The following is a 17,528-nucleotide window of genomic DNA, read 5'->3' as shown; positions in this document are numbered from 1 at the left end:
CTAGCGGCGCCGCGAGTATAGGCACAGCAAACTGTCCCCCGAGTGAGCGTCCTGCGCCGATGAGTGTCCCGCCGCCCCCGCGTTTCGAAATCGTCCCCCAAGACCAGTCGCGGTTCCCGCGCTGGTTGCTGGCATTGCTGGTGTTCCTGCTCGGCCTCGCCATCGGCGGCGGAACGCTGTGGTGGTGGCACAAGCCCGAGCCAGGCTCGCCGACCGCGCGCCTGGCCGCCAGCGAACAGCGCGTCCGCGAGCAGGCGGAGGAAATAGCTGAATTGCGGCAGCGCGAGGCAACCCTGTCGCGCTCGGAACAGATCAGTCGCGACGCCAACCGCGATGTGGAGGACACGCTGGCGGAAAAGGACGAGGAAATCGCCAGTCTGCGCGCAGATGTCGCCTTCTACGAACGCTTCGTCGGCAGCAGTGGCCCGCGCAAGGGCCTGAGCGTCCATTCGGCCGAATTCGCTCCGGAGGCCGGCGGCAGCTGGCGCTACGAGGTGGTCCTGACCCAGAGCATCAACCGTGGCGGCCTGACCCAGGGGGAGCTGCGTTTTGCCGTTGAAGGCGTGCGCGACGGCAAGCTGACCACCGTAAATTGGGACGAACTGCAACAAAAACCGGACGCGCCCGCGCAACACTATTCATTCCGCTATTTCCAGCGGCTGGGCGGCAGCGTGATCCTGCCGCCGGGGTTTACCGCGCAGAGGGTGAAACTGTCACTGCGCGGCAGCGGCGCGAACGTCGACCAGGCGCTCGCGTGGACACTGAAGTCATCCGGGGAAAACTGATGCTGAAGAAGAAACCGACGCCGCATGACGGCAACGTCGACACGTTGATCGGGGCGCAAGTCGTGATCCGCGGCGATATCCAGTTCAGCGGGGGGCTGTACGTCGAAGGCCGCATCATCGGCAAGGTCCAGGCCGACGAGGGCGAGCGCGCCGTACTGATCCTGGCCGAGAGTGGCAGCATCGAGGGCGAGGTGCGGGTACCGGTGGTGATACTCAACGGCCAGCTCAACGGCGACGTCCATGCCGCCGAGCGGGTCGAGCTGGCGTCGAAGGCGCGCGTATACGGCAACGTCCACTACAAGGTGGTCGAGATGAATGCCGGCGCGCAGCTCACCGGGCGCCTGGTCCACGCCGACTCAGTGGTGACTGCGCTGCCGCTGGAAGGCCTGCGCGCGGTCGAAGCGGCCTGAATGGTCCGCTTTTGACTTGATCTGGACGCCGCGCGGCCGCACATTGGCAGGATGGATACCGTCACCTACCAACAACTCGACAGCCCGCTGCAGTTCAGCCATGCCGCCGCCGCCAAGGTCAGCGAACTGATCGCAGAGGAAGGCAATGCCGGGCTGAAGCTGCGTGTCTACATCCAGGGCGGTGGCTGTTCCGGCTTCCAGTACGGCTTCGAATTCGACGAACAGCAAGGCGAGGACGACGTCGCGGTGCAGACCGACGGTGTCACACTGCTGGTCGATCCGCTCAGCCTGCAGTACCTGATGGGCGCCGAAGTCGACTACAGCGAGAGCCTGCACGGTGCGCAGTTCGTGATCCGCAATCCGAACGCGAAGACCACCTGCGGTTGCGGCTCGTCGTTCACGGTGTGAATTCACCGAGCGCGCCATTCGCGTTCGTCGAGGGCGCGCTCGACCGCGCCGACCACCTGCGTGATGATCCGGATGCGCTGGCGGCGCTGTGGATGCGGGCGCACATCGTGCTGCTCGACGACGACGGTCGTGCGTTCGCCGATGATTCCAAACGCTTGTTCGCCCCCACTGGCGCCGAACTCGGCGGCGGCCCCGGTGCCGCAATCTTCCTCGGCCTGCATGACGACGTGGCCTGGTTCGCGCAACGCTCCGCCACTGTCGAACTCAACGCGCCACAACGCGTCGACCTGCGCGCAGCCGGGACCCATTGGACGGCATTCGACGCCACTGTGTTCGCGCAGGCGCGCGCGGTGCTGCACTGGCACGCGCGCCATCGCTATTGCGGTGCATGCGGCGGTGAACTCGACTTCGTCCGCGCCGGCTGGCTCGGCCGTTGTCGCCAATGCGGCAGCGAGCACTACCCGCGCACCGACCAGGCCATCATCGTCGCGGTCAGCGATGGTGAACGCCTCCTGCTAGGTCGCCAGACAGGATGGCCGGCGCGGCGTTGGTCGGTGATCGCCGGCTTCGTCGAACCCGGCGAATCGCTGGAGCAGACGGTCGCGCGCGAAGTACTGGAAGAAACCGGCGTCCGCGTGCGCAGCAGCCGCTACGCCGGCTCGCAGCCGTGGCCGTTCCCGGGCTCGCTGATGCTTGGCTTCCTCGCTGACGCTGAACCCGATGCGCCTACCGCCGGCGAAGAGCTCGAAGACGTACGCTGGTTCGACGCCGCCACGATCCGCGCCGGTCTGGCCCGCGACTGGAAGGAAACGCCAGCCGAGGATGAAGACGGAATCGCGCTGTCGCCGCCGATCTCGATTTCGCGCTGGCTGATCGAGCAGTGGTTGCAGGCCGTCGATCGCCGCTGATTCCGTACAATCGAAGGAAGTCGTCCGCTTGAGCCGCCGATGTCCCTGACCCTGATCGCTGTCGTCATCGCCCTGATCGTCGGCCACACCATGCCGACGCTGGCTGCGTTGCGCCGCTACGACTGGTTCATCGGCTGGCTGGACTGGTTGCGCATCCAGGCCGGCGACAACGAGGCGGGGCGTACCCGCTGGGCGCTGGTGCTGGCCCTGCTTCCGCCCCTGCTGCTGGTGCTGCTGCTGCAGCTGGGCCTGCGCGACGGTCTTTACGGCCTGCCTTACTTCGTCTTCGCGCTGGTCACGCTGTTCTACGCCTGGGGCCCACGCGACCTCGACCACGATGTCGAAGCCGTCGTCGACGCGCGCGACTCCGAATCGCGCCGTACTGCGGCCACCCGCCTGTTCCCGGAGCGCGTGCAGCCGTCGCTGGAAGGTCCGGCATTGGTCGAAGCGGTCTTCCGTTGCGCGCTTTGGCGCTGGTTCGGCGTGCTGTTCTGGTTCCTGTTGCTGGGCCCGGTCGGGGCGCTGCTGTACCGTCTGGTCGCGCTGTGCGCGCAGGGCGAGGCTCGCAAGCGATTGCCGGACGATGCCGCGCAAGCCGCAAGCACGCTGCTGACCCTGCTCGACTGGCCGGTGGCGCAGTTGATGACCTTGGCGCTGGCGTTGGTTGGCAACTTCGATTCAGTGCTCAGCGCGTGGAAGGACGCCGGTGGCGCTGCGTTCAAGCGCGACACCAGCTTCCTCGGCGCCGCCGCACGCGCGAGCGTCAAGTCCGAACTCGCCGAGGAGGCGATGGATTACGTCGATACCGAAACCGAGTCGGGCATTCCGAATACGAGCGCCGTAGTGATGCAGCTGGGCGAGCTGCCGGAACTGCGCGACGCGATGAGCCTGGCCTGGCGCATCCTGCTGCTGTGGCTGGCCGTGCTGGCGTTGTTCGTGATCGCGGGCTGGGTGGCCTGACCGCGCCGCATCAAGTCACGCCGCGTCACCGCGCAGCTCGCGCACCTTCGCCTCCAGTAATTCCGCCGTCACCTCGTGGCCGTCGATAGGCGCATCGGCGACGACTTCCACGTGCGCGCGGAAGCGTCGCGGGACGCGCATGCGGCGCATGTGCCCATCGCGATGGCTCCACATGCTGGTCCACATGCCTTTCAATGCCATGGGAACCACCGGTACCGGACGGTTCTCGAGCACCCGTTCGACGCCCGATTTGAACTTGGCGATCTCGCCGTCCTTGGTCAGCGCGCCCTCGGGGAAGATGCCGACGATCTGACCGTCGGCAAGCGCGGCATCGATCTCGGCGAACGCGCGCTGCATCAATTCTGGGTTCTCCTTCGCACCAGCGATCGGGATCGCCTTGGCGGTGCGGAAGATCCAGCTCAGCACCGGGATGTTGAAGATCTTGTAATACATCACGAAGCGAACCGGGCGTGGGATGCTCGCGCTCAGGATCAGCGCATCCATGTAGCTGACGTGGTTGCACACGAGCAGCGCCGGGCCTTCGTCCGGAACGTGCCGTTCGATGCCGTGCAGGCGCAACCGGTACAGGCTGCGCACCAGCAGCCAGCTGAGGAAGCGCATCAGGAATTCGGGCACGATCGTGAAGATCCAGATCGCAACCAGCACGTTGGCGATCGCCAGCGCGAGGAACACCTGCGGGATTGACCAGCCCAGGTAGCGCTGCACCACGATGCCCAGCACCGCGGCCAGCACGATCAACGCCGCGTTCTGGATGTTCATGCCGGCGATCACGCGCGACATTTCGTGCTTCGGCGTACGGCTCTGGATCAGCGCGAACAGCGGCACGACGAAGAAACCGGCGAACAGGCCGATGCCGGTGAGGTCCATCACGATGCGCCAGCTGCCGGGCTGGCGCATGAATCCGCCAACGTCCAGGCCCATGACCGGCGCTGCCCCACTGCGCGCGAAATGCAGGTCGAGCATGAAGGCGCTGATGCCGAACGCGCCCAGCGGCACCAGGCCGATTTCGACCGTGCGCGCCGACAGCTTTTCGCACAGCATCGAGCCGATGCCGGTGCCGATCGAGAACAGCGCCAGTGCGAACACGTACAGCGTCGGCGCACCACCCAGGTTCACTTCGGCATAGGTCGGCAGCTGCGACGTCAGTACCGTGCCGATGAACCAGAACCACGACACGCCGAGCACCGCGTTGCGCACCGCGAGTTGCTTGCGCGCGAGCCGCAGCACGTTGATCGATTCGGGGATCGGATTCCAGTTGATCCTGAGTTCGGGAGCGCCGGCTTCCGCGCGCGGGATCGCGCGGCTGACCAGGTTGCCGGTGACCGCCAGCACCACGATGGCGGTCGCCGCCACCACCGGCCCGTGCGTGCCGGCGAGCGTGAAGATCATGCCGCCGAAGATCATGCCGATCAGGATCGAGATCGAAGTACCCATCTCGACCAGGCCATTGCCGCCGGTGAGTTCTTCCGGTTTCAGCACCGACGGCAGGATCGAATACTTCACCGGCCCGAACAGCGTCGACTGCACGCCGGTGCAAAACAGCGCCACCAGCAGCACGACCATGTTCTGCGTCAGGAATCCGATCGCCGCCAGCGACATGATCGCAATCTCCATCATCGTGGTGATGCGGATCAGTTTCGACTTCTCGAGTTTCTCGGCGATCTGCCCAGCGGTGGCCGAGAACAGGAAGTAGGGCAGGATGAACAACGCCGGCGCGATGTTCGTGTAAAGCGTGCGGTCCGCAGGGCTGACGCCGAGCCAGAACAGCAGCCCGATGATCGCCTGCCGATAGACGTTGTCGTTGAACGCACCCAGCGCCTGGGTCAGGAAGAACGGCAGGAAGCGCCGTTGCTTGAGTAGTTCAAACTGGTTGTGCGCCATGCGGCCCCCGCGAGTTCACGGGAGCCTAGCAGACGAGGCTGCCCCTTTTCCTTTCTGTGGGAGCGACGTCAGTCGCGATCGGAGACCCCAATCGCGACTGACGTCGCTCCCACAAGTGCGATGCGAATTAGCTGCGCTCGCGCTCGATCGCGCGCCAGCCGATGTCGTGGCGATGGAATTCGCCCGGCCAGGAAATCCCGGCGACTTCGGCATACGCGCGCTGTTGCGCCTTCGCCACCGTCTCGCCCAGCGCGCACACGCACAACACGCGGCCGCCGGAGGTGACGACATGCTCGCCTTCGACCTTGGTGCCGGCGTGGAAGACCTTGGTGTCCTCGACATCCGGCGCATCCCAGGTGTTGATGACATCACCGAGGCGCGGCGTGCCGGGATAATTCGCTGCCGCCATCACCACGCCCAACGATGGGCGCGGGTCCCACTGCGCCTGCACTTCATGCAGACGCTGGTCGAGGGCCGCCTCCACGAGCTCCAGCAGGTCCGACTGCAGCCGCAGCATCACCGGCTGCGTTTCCGGATCGCCGAAGCGCACGTTGAATTCGATGACTTTCGGCGCGCCGCTCTTGTCGATCATCAACCCGGCGTAAAGAAAACCGGTAAACGGAACGCCATCGGCGATCATGCCCTGCACGGTCGGGTTCACCACCTCGCGCATGATGCGTGCGTGCACTTCAGGCGTGACTACCGGCGCAGGCGAGTACGCACCCATGCCGCCAGTGTTGGGCCCGGTGTCGCCATCGCCGACGCGTTTGTGATCCTGCGAAGTCGCCATGGGCAGCGCGGTCTTGCCATCGACCATCGAGATGAAGCTGGCTTCCTCGCCTTCCAGGAACTCTTCGATCACCACGCGCGCGCCCGCGGCGCCGAAGGCGTAATCAGCCAACATGTCGGTGATCGCGGCTTCGGCCTCGGCCAGCGTCATCGCCACGATCACGCCCTTGCCCGCGGCGAGGCCGTCGGCCTTGATCACGATCGGCGCACCCTTCTCACGCACGTATTCGAGCGCTTCGTCGACGTGGGTATGCACCGCGTAATACGCGGTCGGGATGCCATGCCGCGCGAGAAAATCCTTGGCGAAGGCCTTGCTGCCTTCCAGCTGTGCCGCAGCGGCAGTCGGCCCGAAGATGCGATGGCCCTTGGCACGGAATGCGTCGACGACGCCCGCAACCAACGGGCCTTCTGGACCGACGACGGTCACCGCGACGCCTTCGCGTTCCACCAGCGCCAGCAGTCCTTCGATGTCGGCCGTGTTGACCGTGGCGTTGCGGCATTTGTCCTCGATCGCAGTGCCGGCATTGCCGGGTGCGACGAGGACTTCGGTGATGCGCGGCGATTGCGCGAGCTTCCACGCCAACGCATGCTCGCGACCGCCGGAACCGATGACAAGAACCTTCATCGCGGACTCTCCTTAGTGCCGGAAGTGACGGATCCCAGTAAACACCATCGCCAATCCGTGTTCATCCGCTGCGGCGATCACTTCCGCATCGCGCATGGAACCGCCCGGCTGGATCACCGCCTGGATGCCTGCAGCCGCTGCGGCATCGATGCCGTCGCGGAACGGGAAAAAGGCATCGGAGGCCATCACCGAACCCGGCACCACCAGCCCGGCTTCCTCAGCCTTGAGCGCGGCGATCTTCGCACTGATGACGCGGCTCATCTGCCCGGCGCCGATGCCGATGCTGCGGTGGTCCCTGGCGTAGACGATCGCGTTGGACTTGACGTACTTGGCGATGCGCCAGGCGAACAACAAGTCGTCGAGTTCGGCCGGTGTCGGCGCGCGCCTGGTCACGACCTTCAATTCGTCGCGCGTGACTTCGCGGATGTCGCTGGTCTGCATCAGCAGGCCGGAACCGACGCGCTTGACGTCGAAATTGTTGCGGCCTTCGCCGTGTGGAATGCGCAGCACGCGCACGTTGGCCTTCTTGGTGCAATAGTCGAGCGCACCTTGCTCGTAATCCGGCGCGATCAGCACTTCGACGAATTGCCGGTCGAGGATCGCCTTCGCAGTAGCCGCATCGAGCGTGCGGTTGAAGGCGATGATGCCGCCGAAGGCCGAAGTCGGATCGGTGGCGTAGGCGAGTTCATAAGTATCGGCGCAGGCCATCCCTTCGGCCACGCCGCAGGGATTGGCGTGCTTGACGATCACGCAGGCAGCGCGTTCGAACTGGCGCACGCATTCCCATGCAGCATCGGCATCGGCGAGGTTGTTGTAGCTCAGCTCCTTGCCCTGCAGCTGGGTGAACGTCGCCAGCGTGCCCGGCACGGGCCACAGGTCGCGATAGAACGCGCCGTGCTGGTGCGGGTTCTCGCCGTAGCGCAAGTCCATGACCTTGACGAAGTTGCTGTTCTGTTGCGCGGGGAACAGCGCACGGTTGCCGTCCTCCTGGACCGACGACAGGTAATCGCTGATGCAGGCGTCGTACTGGGCGACGCGGTTGAACGCGGCGACCGACAATGCGAATCGCGTCTTCGCCGACAACGTGCCGTCATTGGCATTCAATTCCTCGACGATGCCTGCGTACTGCGCGGGGTCGGTCGCCACCGCGACGCGGGCGAAGTTTTTCGCCGCCGAACGCAACATCGCCGGCCCGCCGATGTCGATGTTCTCGACGATGTCCTCCATCGAACTGCCCGGGTCCGCCGACACTTTCTCGAACGGATACAGGTTGAGCACCAGCAGGTCGATGGATGCAATCCCGTGCTGCGCCATCACCGCATCATCGATGCCGGCGCGGCCGAGCAGGCCGCCATGCACGATCGGATGCAGCGTCTTGACGCGGCCATCCATCATCTCGGGAAAACCGGTCACGTCGCTCACGTCTTGCACCGGCAGGCCCGCATCGCGGATCGCCTTGGCGGTGCCGCCGGTGGAAAGCAGTTCGACATCGCGCGCGGCCAGTGCCCGGGCAAGCTCGACCAGCCCGGTCTTGTCGGAAACGGAAAGTAGCGCGCGTTTGATTTTGACTGCCGGGGCGGGCAGGGAGTCAGCGGTCATGCGGGGATGGGGGTTACGGCAGGAGGCGCGAATTATACCGGTCGGCCCAGCTGGTATCCCCGCGCATGCGTGGGCCGCAATCCAGCTTCGAAAACCGGTGGCGCGCGCAGACCAAAGGCAGCGCATGCGGATGGCACAGGCCAGGCTCAGCCTATCCCGTAATCCTTCAGCTTCTTGCGCAACGTCGCCCGGTGGATCCCCAGCATCGTCGCGGCCCGGCTCTGGTTGCCATCGCAATGATTCAACACTTCCGCGAACAACGGAATCTCGAGTTCACGCAGTGCGATGTTGTACAGATCCTGCGTCTCGCAACCATCGAGATCGCGCAGGTAACGACGCACCGAATTGGCAACATGGTCGCGCAATGGGGGGCGGTTACCGGTGCGTGATGCGGCGTCTTGACGGTCGGCTGCGGCGTTCAAACGGGTCCCCTGAAACGTGTGGCGTCCGCCGATGCAGTGCCGACGGGAGGGCGAGTCTAGCGCGCACTTTACCGGCACGCCATCGAAATAAAGTGCGCGTGCTAGCGGAAGTCAAATGTGAAGGCAACGACGTTCGGTGCTGGTTCCACGACCGCCAATGTAACGGCGGCACTCTGGCCGGGGGCGAGTTCTTTTTGCGTTGGCGCGGCACCCAGGTATTCATGGGCGGCGAACGCGCGCGCGCCGACCATGCGGCCGTCGATGTCGGACAGTGTCAACTGCAGGCTTGGCCACGGCTGCGGCCAGCGCGCGTCGTTGCGGAAACTGGCGTTGATCAGCAAGGTCCCAGGCGTACCCGGATGCGGGCGCACATCACGACTGAGCATCGTGAATGCGGCCGGCTCGCGCCATGGCGGCAAACTGCAACGCAACACGCCGCACAGCGCGCCGACGAGCGGACGCCAGCGCGGATTGGCCGCTAATTCGTTGCGCTGCGCCAGCAGCAGTTGCAGCGTCAGTAGCAACACCAGCGCCGACACAGCGGCGATCGCGCGCAGGTTGGTGCGCGTGCCGATGGGTGCGCGTTCGCGACGATGGAAACTGGGCGCGGCACCATCGCTGCGGCGACGCATCGGGGTGGGCGCGGGCGGCAGGATTTCGGCGACCGCTGCGGTGAAGGCGTCCGGTGCATCCGGATCGTCGTCGTCGTCGGCGATGACGCGGGGCTGCGTCTGTGCCTGCGTTTCGTCGATCGTACTCGCGACTTCAACAGTCGCTGCGATCGTCGCGGCTTCCGTCGCGACTTCTGCAGTGGCGTCGCCCGGAGCGACATCGCCGATGGCTTCGACGACGGCTTCCAAGGGTGCTTCGGCCTCGGCGATGCCGATAGCGACGGCGGATTCGGCCACTTCTTCGCTGGCCGCGTCGATCGATGCCTCGATCGGCGCCGCAACGACATCTGCGGCCAGCACCGCGGGCGGCAATGTATCGACCTCGACTTCGACCGGTTCGATGATCGTCGCGGGTTCGACCGGCAAGGGCGGTGGCGCGACAGCTTTCTTCTTCGTCGCCGGCTTCCGCCTCATCAGTGCGGCGATCATCGCGTCGGCGCGGTGCGTGGTCGGCTCGGCGGTTGCCTGGGGCGGCGTCTCGGCGATCGGCGCTGGCGTGGCCTCCTGCGCGTCCTTGCGCTTGAACCAGGTACGCGGCTTCCGTACTGGCTTGGCGGGCTTTGGCGCAGGTACTGGCGTGGCTTCGGGTTCGAGTGCGGCTGGTTCCGGTGCGGCTTCAGGTTCGGATGCGACTTCCGGTTCCGGCAATGGCAACGCAGTCTGCGCGAGCGATGGCAGTTCGATCTGTGCGAACGGGTCGAGCGGCGTCGCGATTGGCGACGCAGCGTCCTCGCTCGGCTCCGGCACCGGTTCGATGACGACTTCGCCGCACTTGGGACAATGCGCCGGCGGCTTGCCGGTGCGCGGGTCGACGCCGACCAGGAAGTGACAGTGCGGGCAGAGGACGAACATGCGTCCTATTCAAACATGTCGCGCAGGACTTTCGCCTGCGGCAAACGTGACCGCTTTCAAAGCGCCGGACCTTCTCCGCACGCCCCGGCCCTAGGCCCGGATGCCATCGATGCGCACCCAGTCGCCTTCCTGCGCGACGGCGAGCGCGTCGAACCAGGCGCCGTAACGTTCCAGCAAGGCGTCTTCCTGCCCGGCGAGGATGCCGGACAGAGCGATGCGGCCACCCGGTGCGACGCGCGCGGCCAACGTCTCGGCCAGTGCGTCGAGCGCGGAGGCGAGGATGTTGGCGACGACGATGGGATAGGTGGCGACCGGTTCGTCCTGGGGTAGGAACACATCGAGCTTGTCGGCGACACCGTTGCGCTCGGCGTTGTCGTGCGTGGCGATAACGGCCTGCGGATCGTTATCGACGCCGACCGCATGCGCAGCGCCGAGCTTGAGCGCGCCCAATGCGAGGATGCCGCTACCGCAGCCGAAGTCGAGCACGGTCACGCCCTGCAATACGCCTTCCGTCGCCAGCGCATCGAGCCATTGCAGGCACAGCGAGGTGGTCGGATGCGTGCCGGAGCCGAAGGCGAGGCCTGGGTCGAGCCTCACCACCGCCGCCTCGGGCGTATCCGCTTCCGCGGGCAAGTCGTGATTCCACGGCACGATCCAGGTGCGTGCGCCGAAGCGCAGCGGTTCGTACTGGTCCATCCACGCGCGTTCCCAGTCCTGGTCCTCGACCTTGCGGAACGCCGCGTTCGACCAGTCCAGGCCCGGGTCGAAACTTTCAAGCGCTGCCAGCAGCACCAGGGCGTCTGCGTCGAACGGGAACAGCGCCGTCAACGCGATCTCGCCCCACAGCGGCGTCTCGCCGACGCCGGGTTCGAGGATGGCGTGTTCGTTCGGGGTGTCGACGTCGGCGTCGAGCAGCGTCACCGCCAGGGCGCCGACGTCTTCGAGCGCGTTTTCGTAACGCGGTTGCTCGGATTCGCGGCAGCGGAGGGTCAGTTCGAGGTAGGGCATCAGGACTCCGCGCGCTCCTGCGCATTGCGTTCCACGATCCAGTCGCGTCGGCGACGCAGGAGGCGCACGCCGTCGTACAGGTAATTCAGGCTCAGCAACAACGAGAGCAGGATCGGCAGGAGGTGCCACTGCCGTTGCAGCATGAGGTCAGGATACGCGTGGATCAGCCACCACACGCCGGCTTGCAGCGCGATGGTCGCGGGCATCAGGACGCGGATGTTCGCCTGCTGGTCACGGAGGATGTCCGCAAACAGCGCCTGCTCGCCTGCAGTGCGGAAGTCATCGGCATGGCGCCGCACCACTTGGAGGTCGTAGGCGTACAACCCCCACACTGCGACGGCATACAGCGCATTCAACGCGAACCACCGTTCCGGATGCGCGACCTGGCTCAGCGCCACCGCCTCGATCAGCGTCGCGCCGAAGTAGATGAAGGTGTGGCCGAATTCCAATGGCCAACCGATGAATGACAACGTGTGGATCAGCGAGCGCGACCAGAAGATCAGGATCGCGACCAGGCCGGTCGCGATGTACGGCCAGACCTGCCATTGCCATTCGACCAGCGGTTGCACCGAACTCGCCGCGAGCACGCCCAGCGCCAGGCCCTGGATGATGCTGATCAGTGTCAGCTCGATCCCAACGACGGTATGGTCGAGCTGCAGCTTGGCTTCGCGGCGGCGGTGCGGGTCGGTCATGTCACGTCGCTGGATCGAGATGATGATCTCAAGCCTGTCAGTCCTGCCGAAGCAAGCATCGTCAAACGATCGACAGCGCCTTTTCCTTCCGCTCCGCCAACCGCTTCTCGAGATAGTGGATGTTCTGCCCGCCCTGCTGGAAGCCGCCGTCGGCGAGGATGCGCTGCTGCAGCGGGATGTTGGTCTTGATGCCGTCGACGACCATCTCGCTCAGGGCCACGCGCATGCGCGCGATCGCGGTGGCGCGGTCGGGACCATGGACGATCAGCTTGCCGATCATCGAGTCGTAGTTGGCCGGGACGCGATAGCCTTCGTAGATGTGCGAATCCACGCGCACGCCGGGGCCGCCGGGGGCGTGGAAGTGCTGGATCAGGCCGGGGCACGGCATGAAGGTGTCCGGATCCTCGGCGTTGATGCGGCACTCGATCGCGTGGCCATCCAGCACGATGTCGCTCTGCTTGAGCGACAGCTTGTGGCCCGCGGCGATCATCAGCTGCTCGCGCACCAGGTCGATGCCGGTGACCATTTCGGTCACGGGATGTTCGACCTGGATGCGGGTGTTCATTTCGATGAAGTAGAAGCGGCCGTCTTCGTACAGGAACTCGAAGGTGCCGGCGCCGCGATAGCCGATGCGGATGCAGGCTTCGACGCAGACCTTGCCGATCTCGGCGCGCTTCTCCGGGGTGATGCCGGGCGCGGGCGCTTCCTCGACGACCTTCTGGTGACGACGCTGCATCGAGCAGTCGCGCTCGCCGAGGTGGATGGCGTTGCCCTGGCCGTCGGCGAGGACCTGGATCTCGACGTGGCGCGGGTTCTCGAGGAACTTCTCCATGTACACCATGTCGTTGCCGAACGCGGCCTTGGCTTCCGACTTGGTGGTGGCGATGGCATTGCCCAGCGCCGCCTCAGTGTGCACCACGCGCATGCCGCGGCCGCCGCCGCCGCCCGCCGCCTTGACGATCACCGGGTAACCGATCTCGCGCGCGATCTTGAGGTTGACCGCATTGTCGTCGCCGAGCGGCCCACCGCTGCCGGGGACGCAGGGCACGCCCGCGGCCTTCATCGCCTTGATCGCTTCGACCTTGTCGCCCATCAGGCGGATGGTGTCGGCCTTGGGTCCGATGAAGATGAAGCCGGATTGCTCGACGCGTTCGGCGAAGTCGGCGTTCTCGCTGAGGAAGCCATAGCCGGGGTGGATCGCCTGTGCGTCGGTGACTTCCGCTGCGGCAATCAGCGACGCCATGTTGAGGTAGCTCTCGCTCGATGGCGCCGGGCCGATGCACACCGACTCGTCGGCCATCGCCACGTGCTTGAGGTTGCGGTCGACGGTGGAGTGCACGGCGACCGTGCGGATGCCGAGTGCATGGCAGGCACGCAATATCCGGAGCGCGATCTCGCCGCGGTTGGCGATGACGACTTTATCCAGCATCACGCCCGCCTCAGCCGATCACGAACAGCGGTTCATCGAACTCGATCGGCTGGCCGCTCTCGACCATCACCTTGAGCACGGTGCCGGAGACGTCGGCTTCGATCGGGTTGAACATCTTCATCGCCTCGATGATGCCGAGGGTGTCGCCGGCCTTGACGGCCTGGCCGATGGTGACGAAGGCCGGTTTGTCAGGCGAGGGCGAGGCGTAGAAGGTGCCGACCATCGGTGCGCGGACGACGTGGCCTTCCGGCAGGTCGGAATGCGGCTTGGCATGGCCACCGGTGGCGGCCTCGGTCGGCGACTGCATCGGCATCGGGGCGGGGGCGCGGTGCTCGACGTGCAGCGGCGCGTGTGCTGGCGCGGCGACAGCGACGCCGCCGCGTGGCATGCGCGCCAAGCGCACGGATTCCTCGCCTTCCTTGATTTCGATTTCAGCCAGGTTCGACTCTTCCAGCAGGTCGATCAGCTTCTTGATTTTGCGCAGGTCCATGGCGGGCCTCTGGGTCGGGCCTTCGGTTAAGAAGGCGGGTCAATTGGAATCAGGTTTTGGCGTCGAGCCGGTGCACCGCCGCGGCCAGGGCGAGGCCGTAGCTGAGCGGGCCGAAGCCCGCGACCACGCCCACGGCGAGGTCGCTGAAATAGCTGTGGTGGCGGAACGGTTCGCGCGCGTGCGGGTTGGACAGGTGCACTTCGATGAAGGGCAATGCCACCGCCGCCAGCGCATCGCGCAGCGCCACCGAGGTATGGGTGAAGGCAGCGGGATTGATCAGGATGAAGGCGGTGCCGTCGCTGCGGGCGGCCTGCACGCGTTCGACCAGCTCATGCTCGGCGTTGCTCTGGAAGCTTTCCAGCGTATGGCCGGCGGTTTCGGCGCGGCGGGCGAGATCGGCGTCGATCTGGACCAGGGTCGCGTGGCCATAGATCTCCGGCTCGCGCGTGCCGAGCAGGTTGAGGTTGGGGCCATGCAGGACCAGCAGCTTCGCCATGCGCGAACAGGACCGGGAGCGGAGGCGCAGTCTGCGCGAACCTGTGGATGGTGTCCAGTTCGCAGAAGTTCGCTGGATTTAAGGAGTTGTTTGAGTGAGCGCTCTAATTCCTTGCCCAGCCTGCGATTTCGCCCGTGGCGAACGGCCCGATCCGTTGCTTGAGCAGCCGACCATCGGCCGAAACCAGGACCGAATAAGGCAGCACGCCCTTTGGGTTGCCAAGACGCACTCCGGCATCGCCTGCACCGGGCGTGTCGAGCAGGATCGGATAGGTGACTGTGGTCTGCCCCAGGAAGGCCCTCACGGCATCGACGTCATCCAAGGCGATGCCGACCACTTGCATGCTGTTCCCGGATTGTTCGGCGAAGTGCTGCAATTCGGGCATTTCCTTCAGGCAGGGCCCACACCAAGTCGCCCAGACGTTGATCAGCAATGGTCGACCAGCGTATGCGCCGGGGATCTGGACGACGTCCCGCGCCAGATTGCGGAGCCCGAAGGCGGGAATCGGCTCGCCGCGCCTGGCGACCGCAAGGCCGGTCGGTGGCTCCGGAGCCGAGCGCGATAGCCACGCGTTGAGAGCACGTTGGCCGAACTCAGTGCGCAACAGTGGCCCGGGGCCGGTCGTGGCGAGGCCCGCGACAGCCCCCAGCGCTCCGGCTGCCAGCGCGACTAGGACGACCTTGGTGATCCCGCGCATCGATCAATCCTGTGCGCGTTGTGTGCGCGCGACGAACTCGTCCGTCTTTTCGAAGCCGATCAGCCGCAGTTCGCGGCGTTCGGCGCCATCGACGAAGAACAAGGTTGCGGGCGGGCCGATGATGCCGAAGCGCTGCATCAACGCCTGGTCGACGGCATCGTTGGCGGTCACATCGGCTTTCAGCAGCACGAAGCCGGCGAGCGCGGCATGCACGCTGGCTTCGGTGAAGGTGTATTTCTCCATTTCCTTGCAGGCCACGCACCAGTCGGCATAGAAGTCGAACAGCAATGGCTTGCCCGCTGCGCGCGCGGCGTCGATCTCGCGGTCGAGGTCGGCGCTGGACTTGATCAGTTTGAACTCGAGTTCGCGCGCGGGTTGCGCGCCGAGCACCCCGGCCAGCGGCTGCAATGGATCGCGTCCGCCGGCAAGCGCGCCGACCAATTGCGCCGCGCCGATGACACCCAGCACCACGGCGGCGAAACGCGCTGCCATCCGCGTACGTGGCGTGGTGGCGGCGGAGTTGGTGCTATTTGAGAGCAGCCACGTCGCCATCGCCAATGCCAGCAGCCCCCATAGCGCCAGCACCCACGACGCTGGCAGGATCCGCGACAACATCCAGATCGCCAGCCCGATGAAGACGAAGCCGAACACGCGCTGCACCGCGATCATCCACGGCCCGCTGGTCGGCAGCCCGCGGCCGGCCGCGACGCCGAACGCCAACAGTGGCGCACCCATGCCCATCGCCAACAGGAACAGCGCCGCGCCGCCGAGGACCGGATCCTGGGTCTTGCTGATGTAGAGGACCGCGGCCGCCAGTGGCGGTGCCACGCATGGGCCGACGATCAATGCCGACAACGCGCCCATGGTGGCCACGCCCGCCCACGAGCCGCCACGCTGATGGTCGCTGAGCTCGCCGAGTCGTGCGCGCCAGCTCGCCGGCAGTTGCAGCTCGTAGAGGCCGAACATCGATAGCGACAGCGCAACGAACAACCCGGCGAAGGCGACCAGCACCCATGGTGTCTGGAAGGCAGCTTGCAGATTCGCGCCCACCAGGCCGGCGACAACACCGGCGACGGTGAACACCAGCGCATTCGCCAGCACGTAGACGAACGACAGCGTGAACGCACGCTGCGCGCCGATGCGTTCGCCGCGGCCGGCGATGAGGCCGGAGAGGATCGGGATCATCGGATACACGCAGGGCGTAAACGAAAGCAGCAAGCCGCCGCCAAAGAAGAGGAGCAGGGCCCATAGCTTGTTTGGGCCAGCCAAGGCAGCAGCAAGGCGGGAGTCTTCCGCTTGGGTCGGCAAGGCATCGCTGCCGCCAGCGACAAACGGCGAGTTGGCAACATCGGCTTCGCCAGCATCGGCCGCGGCGATCTCGGTCACCGTACCGGCAGGCATTTCGCCGGGTTTTGGTTTTGGCGTGACCGTGCCAGCCGGCAGCGACAACGCCAGCGTGCGCGTCATCGGCGGATAGCAGATGCCGTCGGTCTGGCAGCCCTGGAAGCCGACGGTCAGCGTGGCTTCGGCCGCGTCGGCATGTTCGCGGCGCAGCGGCACCGGGACTTCGACCTGGTCGAAATAGACGATGACGTTGCCGAAGTGCTCATCGCGGTGCGACACGCCCTTGGGCCAGCGCGGGCGATCGAGCGAGATCCCGGCAAGCGCGCTTCCGTCATTGGCGTCGAGCTTCAGTCGCGTCTTGTCGCGATACAGGTAATACCCCGGCGCCGGCGTGAAGCGCAGCAGCACGGTGTTGCCGTCGAAGGCGATCGCTTCGACCCCGAACGCCTGTTCCGGTGGTAACGGCAGTGCATCGGTGCCACCCGTTGGCGCGGTGCCGAGCAGCGGTGCGGCGCTGCCGCCAGCAAGGCTGCGTCCGAGCGCGGAGAGGCCGTCATCGCCGCTTGCAACGTTGGCGTCGGCCGGCAATGCGACTGTCAGCGTCCGCGTCTGCGGCGGATAGCACACGCCGGCCTCTGCGCAGCCCTGGTATTTCACTTTCAACGTGATCGCGTCGACGCCGGTCGCGGATGCTCCGGTCAGTACCGCCGTCAACGCGCCGTGATAAGTCTCGACGTCGCCGAAGAATTCGTCGTGCTTCGGCTTGCCGGCAGGCAGCTGCAGTGGATTGAACTTGAAACTCGAATCGGTCGGTTGCGCGCCGATGCGGTGCTTGTACAAGTAATAACCGTCGGCGATCTTCCAGCTGATCTCGATGCGCTCGCGCGACGGCGCGGTCGCGCTGAGCACGAAGGCTTGGTCGACCGGCAGCAAGTCGTCCTCGTCGACCGCATGCGCGGGTACGATGGCGAGCAGCAGGGCAGTGGCCGCCAGGGTGCAGCGCAGTAATCGGGTCATCAATCGCATCAGTCAGGATCGCAT

The 17,528-nt window shown here is 65.8% G+C and carries 16 protein-coding genes and 1 pseudogene; 5 read left to right on the top strand and 12 right to left on the bottom strand.

Going from position 1 to position 17,528, the window contains the following annotated elements:
* The first annotated feature begins 59 nt into the window (after positions 1 to 59).
* The 5 genes and pseudogenes from MO486_RS10380 to ampE all read left to right on the top strand — a co-directional run bounded on the left by MO486_RS10380 (position 60) and on the right by ampE (position 3,471).
* Positions 60 to 785 (top strand): DUF6776 family protein, encoded by a 726-nt coding sequence (locus MO486_RS10380; protein ID WP_242907155.1) that lies wholly within the window; start codon positions 60 to 62, stop codon positions 783 to 785.
* Positions 785 to 1,138, top strand: a pseudogene (locus MO486_RS10375) (polymer-forming cytoskeletal protein); the annotation flags it as partial. The gene MO486_RS10380 and the pseudogene MO486_RS10375, both read left to right, overlap by 1 nt.
* Before the next feature lie 108 nt (positions 1,139 to 1,246).
* A complete protein-coding gene (erpA, locus tag MO486_RS10370; RefSeq protein ID WP_242907153.1) occupies positions 1,247 to 1,603 on the top strand; it encodes an iron-sulfur cluster insertion protein ErpA in 357 nt (118 codons plus the stop codon).
* Complete coding sequence (gene nudC / locus MO486_RS10365; RefSeq protein WP_242907151.1) at positions 1,600 to 2,511, top strand: NAD(+) diphosphatase; 912 nt, start codon at positions 1,600 to 1,602, stop codon at positions 2,509 to 2,511. Before erpA ends, nudC begins: the two co-directional genes overlap by 4 nt.
* A gap of 39 nt (positions 2,512 to 2,550) precedes the next feature.
* Positions 2,551 to 3,471, top strand: coding sequence for a regulatory signaling modulator protein AmpE (ampE, locus tag MO486_RS10360; protein ID WP_242907148.1), 921 nt, complete (start codon positions 2,551 to 2,553; stop codon positions 3,469 to 3,471).
* A gap of 15 nt (positions 3,472 to 3,486) precedes the next feature.
* On the opposite strand, the gene MO486_RS10355 is transcribed toward ampE, so the two are convergent.
* From MO486_RS10355 to dsbD, 12 genes are all read right to left on the bottom strand, one after another.
* Positions 3,487 to 5,373, bottom strand: coding sequence for an MFS transporter (locus MO486_RS10355; RefSeq protein WP_242907146.1), 1,887 nt, complete (start codon positions 5,371 to 5,373; stop codon positions 3,487 to 3,489).
* Between the two features lie 127 nt (positions 5,374 to 5,500).
* Positions 5,501 to 6,787: a phosphoribosylamine--glycine ligase gene (purD, locus tag MO486_RS10350; RefSeq protein WP_242907144.1), complete on the bottom strand. Its 1,287-nt coding sequence runs from the start codon at positions 6,785 to 6,787 to the stop codon at positions 5,501 to 5,503.
* Positions 6,788 to 6,799: 12 nt separating this feature from the next.
* Positions 6,800 to 8,386, bottom strand: a complete 1,587-nt coding sequence (gene purH / locus MO486_RS10345) for a bifunctional phosphoribosylaminoimidazolecarboxamide formyltransferase/IMP cyclohydrolase (RefSeq protein WP_242907142.1) — start codon at positions 8,384 to 8,386, stop codon at positions 6,800 to 6,802.
* Between the two features lie 146 nt (positions 8,387 to 8,532).
* Complete coding sequence (fis, locus tag MO486_RS10340) at positions 8,533 to 8,808, bottom strand: DNA-binding transcriptional regulator Fis (protein WP_242907140.1); 276 nt, start codon at positions 8,806 to 8,808, stop codon at positions 8,533 to 8,535.
* Positions 8,809 to 8,909: 101 nt separating this feature from the next.
* Positions 8,910 to 10,331 carry a DUF3426 domain-containing protein gene (locus MO486_RS10335; RefSeq protein WP_242907137.1) on the bottom strand — a complete coding sequence of 474 codons (1,422 nt, stop codon included), beginning with the start codon at positions 10,329 to 10,331 and terminating at the stop codon, positions 8,910 to 8,912.
* 90 nt (positions 10,332 to 10,421) lie between these two features.
* Positions 10,422 to 11,339 carry a 50S ribosomal protein L11 methyltransferase gene (prmA, locus tag MO486_RS10330; RefSeq protein WP_242907130.1) on the bottom strand — a complete coding sequence of 306 codons (918 nt, stop codon included), beginning with the start codon at positions 11,337 to 11,339 and terminating at the stop codon, positions 10,422 to 10,424.
* On the bottom strand, positions 11,339 to 12,031 hold the full coding sequence (locus MO486_RS10325) for a hypothetical protein (RefSeq protein ID WP_242907128.1): 693 nt from the start codon (positions 12,029 to 12,031) through the stop codon (positions 11,339 to 11,341). The genes prmA and MO486_RS10325 overlap by 1 nt, the downstream gene beginning before the upstream one ends.
* Positions 12,032 to 12,092: 61 nt before the next feature.
* Entirely contained in the window at positions 12,093 to 13,460 is a 1,368-nt protein-coding gene (accC, locus tag MO486_RS10320; RefSeq protein ID WP_242907126.1) for an acetyl-CoA carboxylase biotin carboxylase subunit, read from the bottom strand.
* A gap of 10 nt (positions 13,461 to 13,470) precedes the next feature.
* Positions 13,471 to 13,950 (bottom strand): acetyl-CoA carboxylase biotin carboxyl carrier protein, encoded by a 480-nt coding sequence (gene accB / locus MO486_RS10315; RefSeq protein WP_242907124.1) that lies wholly within the window; start codon positions 13,948 to 13,950, stop codon positions 13,471 to 13,473.
* A gap of 49 nt (positions 13,951 to 13,999) precedes the next feature.
* On the bottom strand, positions 14,000 to 14,446 hold the full coding sequence (gene aroQ / locus MO486_RS10310; RefSeq protein ID WP_242907121.1) for a type II 3-dehydroquinate dehydratase: 447 nt from the start codon (positions 14,444 to 14,446) through the stop codon (positions 14,000 to 14,002).
* A 103-nt stretch (positions 14,447 to 14,549) separates the two neighbouring features.
* A complete protein-coding gene (locus MO486_RS10305) occupies positions 14,550 to 15,143 on the bottom strand; it encodes a TlpA disulfide reductase family protein (RefSeq protein WP_242907119.1) in 594 nt (197 codons plus the stop codon).
* A gap of 3 nt (positions 15,144 to 15,146) precedes the next feature.
* Positions 15,147 to 17,504 carry a protein-disulfide reductase DsbD gene (gene dsbD, locus MO486_RS10300; RefSeq protein ID WP_242907117.1) on the bottom strand — a complete coding sequence of 786 codons (2,358 nt, stop codon included), beginning with the start codon at positions 17,502 to 17,504 and terminating at the stop codon, positions 15,147 to 15,149.
* Positions 17,505 to 17,528 lie beyond the last annotated feature (24 nt).

Origin of the sequence: Lysobacter sp. CFH 32150 (assembly GCF_022758295.1) — a bacterium.
GTDB lineage: Bacteria > Pseudomonadota > Gammaproteobacteria > Xanthomonadales > Xanthomonadaceae > CFH-32150.
The sequence above is the reverse complement of the archived record's forward strand: the minus strand, read 5'-3'. Positions and strand labels throughout refer to the sequence as shown.

What these genes read in the sequence shown, in the direction of transcription:
- MO486_RS10380 (WP_242907155.1), top strand. Translation starts at nt 60, where the DNA reads ATGAGTGTCCCGCCGCCCCCGCGTTTCGAAATCGTCCCCCAAGACCAG.
- erpA (WP_242907153.1), top strand. Translation starts at nt 1,247, where the DNA reads ATGGATACCGTCACCTACCAACAACTCGACAGCCCGCTGCAGTTCAGC.
- ampE (WP_242907148.1), top strand. Translation starts at nt 2,551, where the DNA reads ATGTCCCTGACCCTGATCGCTGTCGTCATCGCCCTGATCGTCGGCCAC.
- MO486_RS10355 (WP_242907146.1), bottom strand. Translation starts at nt 5,373, where the DNA reads ATGGCGCACAACCAGTTTGAACTACTCAAGCAACGGCGCTTCCTGCCG.
- purD (WP_242907144.1), bottom strand. Translation starts at nt 6,787, where the DNA reads ATGAAGGTTCTTGTCATCGGTTCCGGCGGTCGCGAGCATGCGTTGGCG.
- purH (WP_242907142.1), bottom strand. Translation starts at nt 8,386, where the DNA reads ATGACCGCTGACTCCCTGCCCGCCCCGGCAGTCAAAATCAAACGCGCG.
- MO486_RS10335 (WP_242907137.1), bottom strand. Translation starts at nt 10,331, where the DNA reads ATGTTCGTCCTCTGCCCGCACTGTCACTTCCTGGTCGGCGTCGACCCG.
- prmA (WP_242907130.1), bottom strand. Translation starts at nt 11,339, where the DNA reads ATGCCCTACCTCGAACTGACCCTCCGCTGCCGCGAATCCGAGCAACCG.
- MO486_RS10325 (WP_242907128.1), bottom strand. Translation starts at nt 12,031, where the DNA reads ATGACCGACCCGCACCGCCGCCGCGAAGCCAAGCTGCAGCTCGACCAT.
- accC (WP_242907126.1), bottom strand. Translation starts at nt 13,460, where the DNA reads ATGCTGGATAAAGTCGTCATCGCCAACCGCGGCGAGATCGCGCTCCGG.
- accB (WP_242907124.1), bottom strand. Translation starts at nt 13,950, where the DNA reads ATGGACCTGCGCAAAATCAAGAAGCTGATCGACCTGCTGGAAGAGTCG.
- aroQ (WP_242907121.1), bottom strand. Translation starts at nt 14,446, where the DNA reads ATGGCGAAGCTGCTGGTCCTGCATGGCCCCAACCTCAACCTGCTCGGC.
- MO486_RS10305 (WP_242907119.1), bottom strand. Translation starts at nt 15,143, where the DNA reads ATGCGCGGGATCACCAAGGTCGTCCTAGTCGCGCTGGCAGCCGGAGCG.
- dsbD (WP_242907117.1), bottom strand. Translation starts at nt 17,504, where the DNA reads ATGACCCGATTACTGCGCTGCACCCTGGCGGCCACTGCCCTGCTGCTC.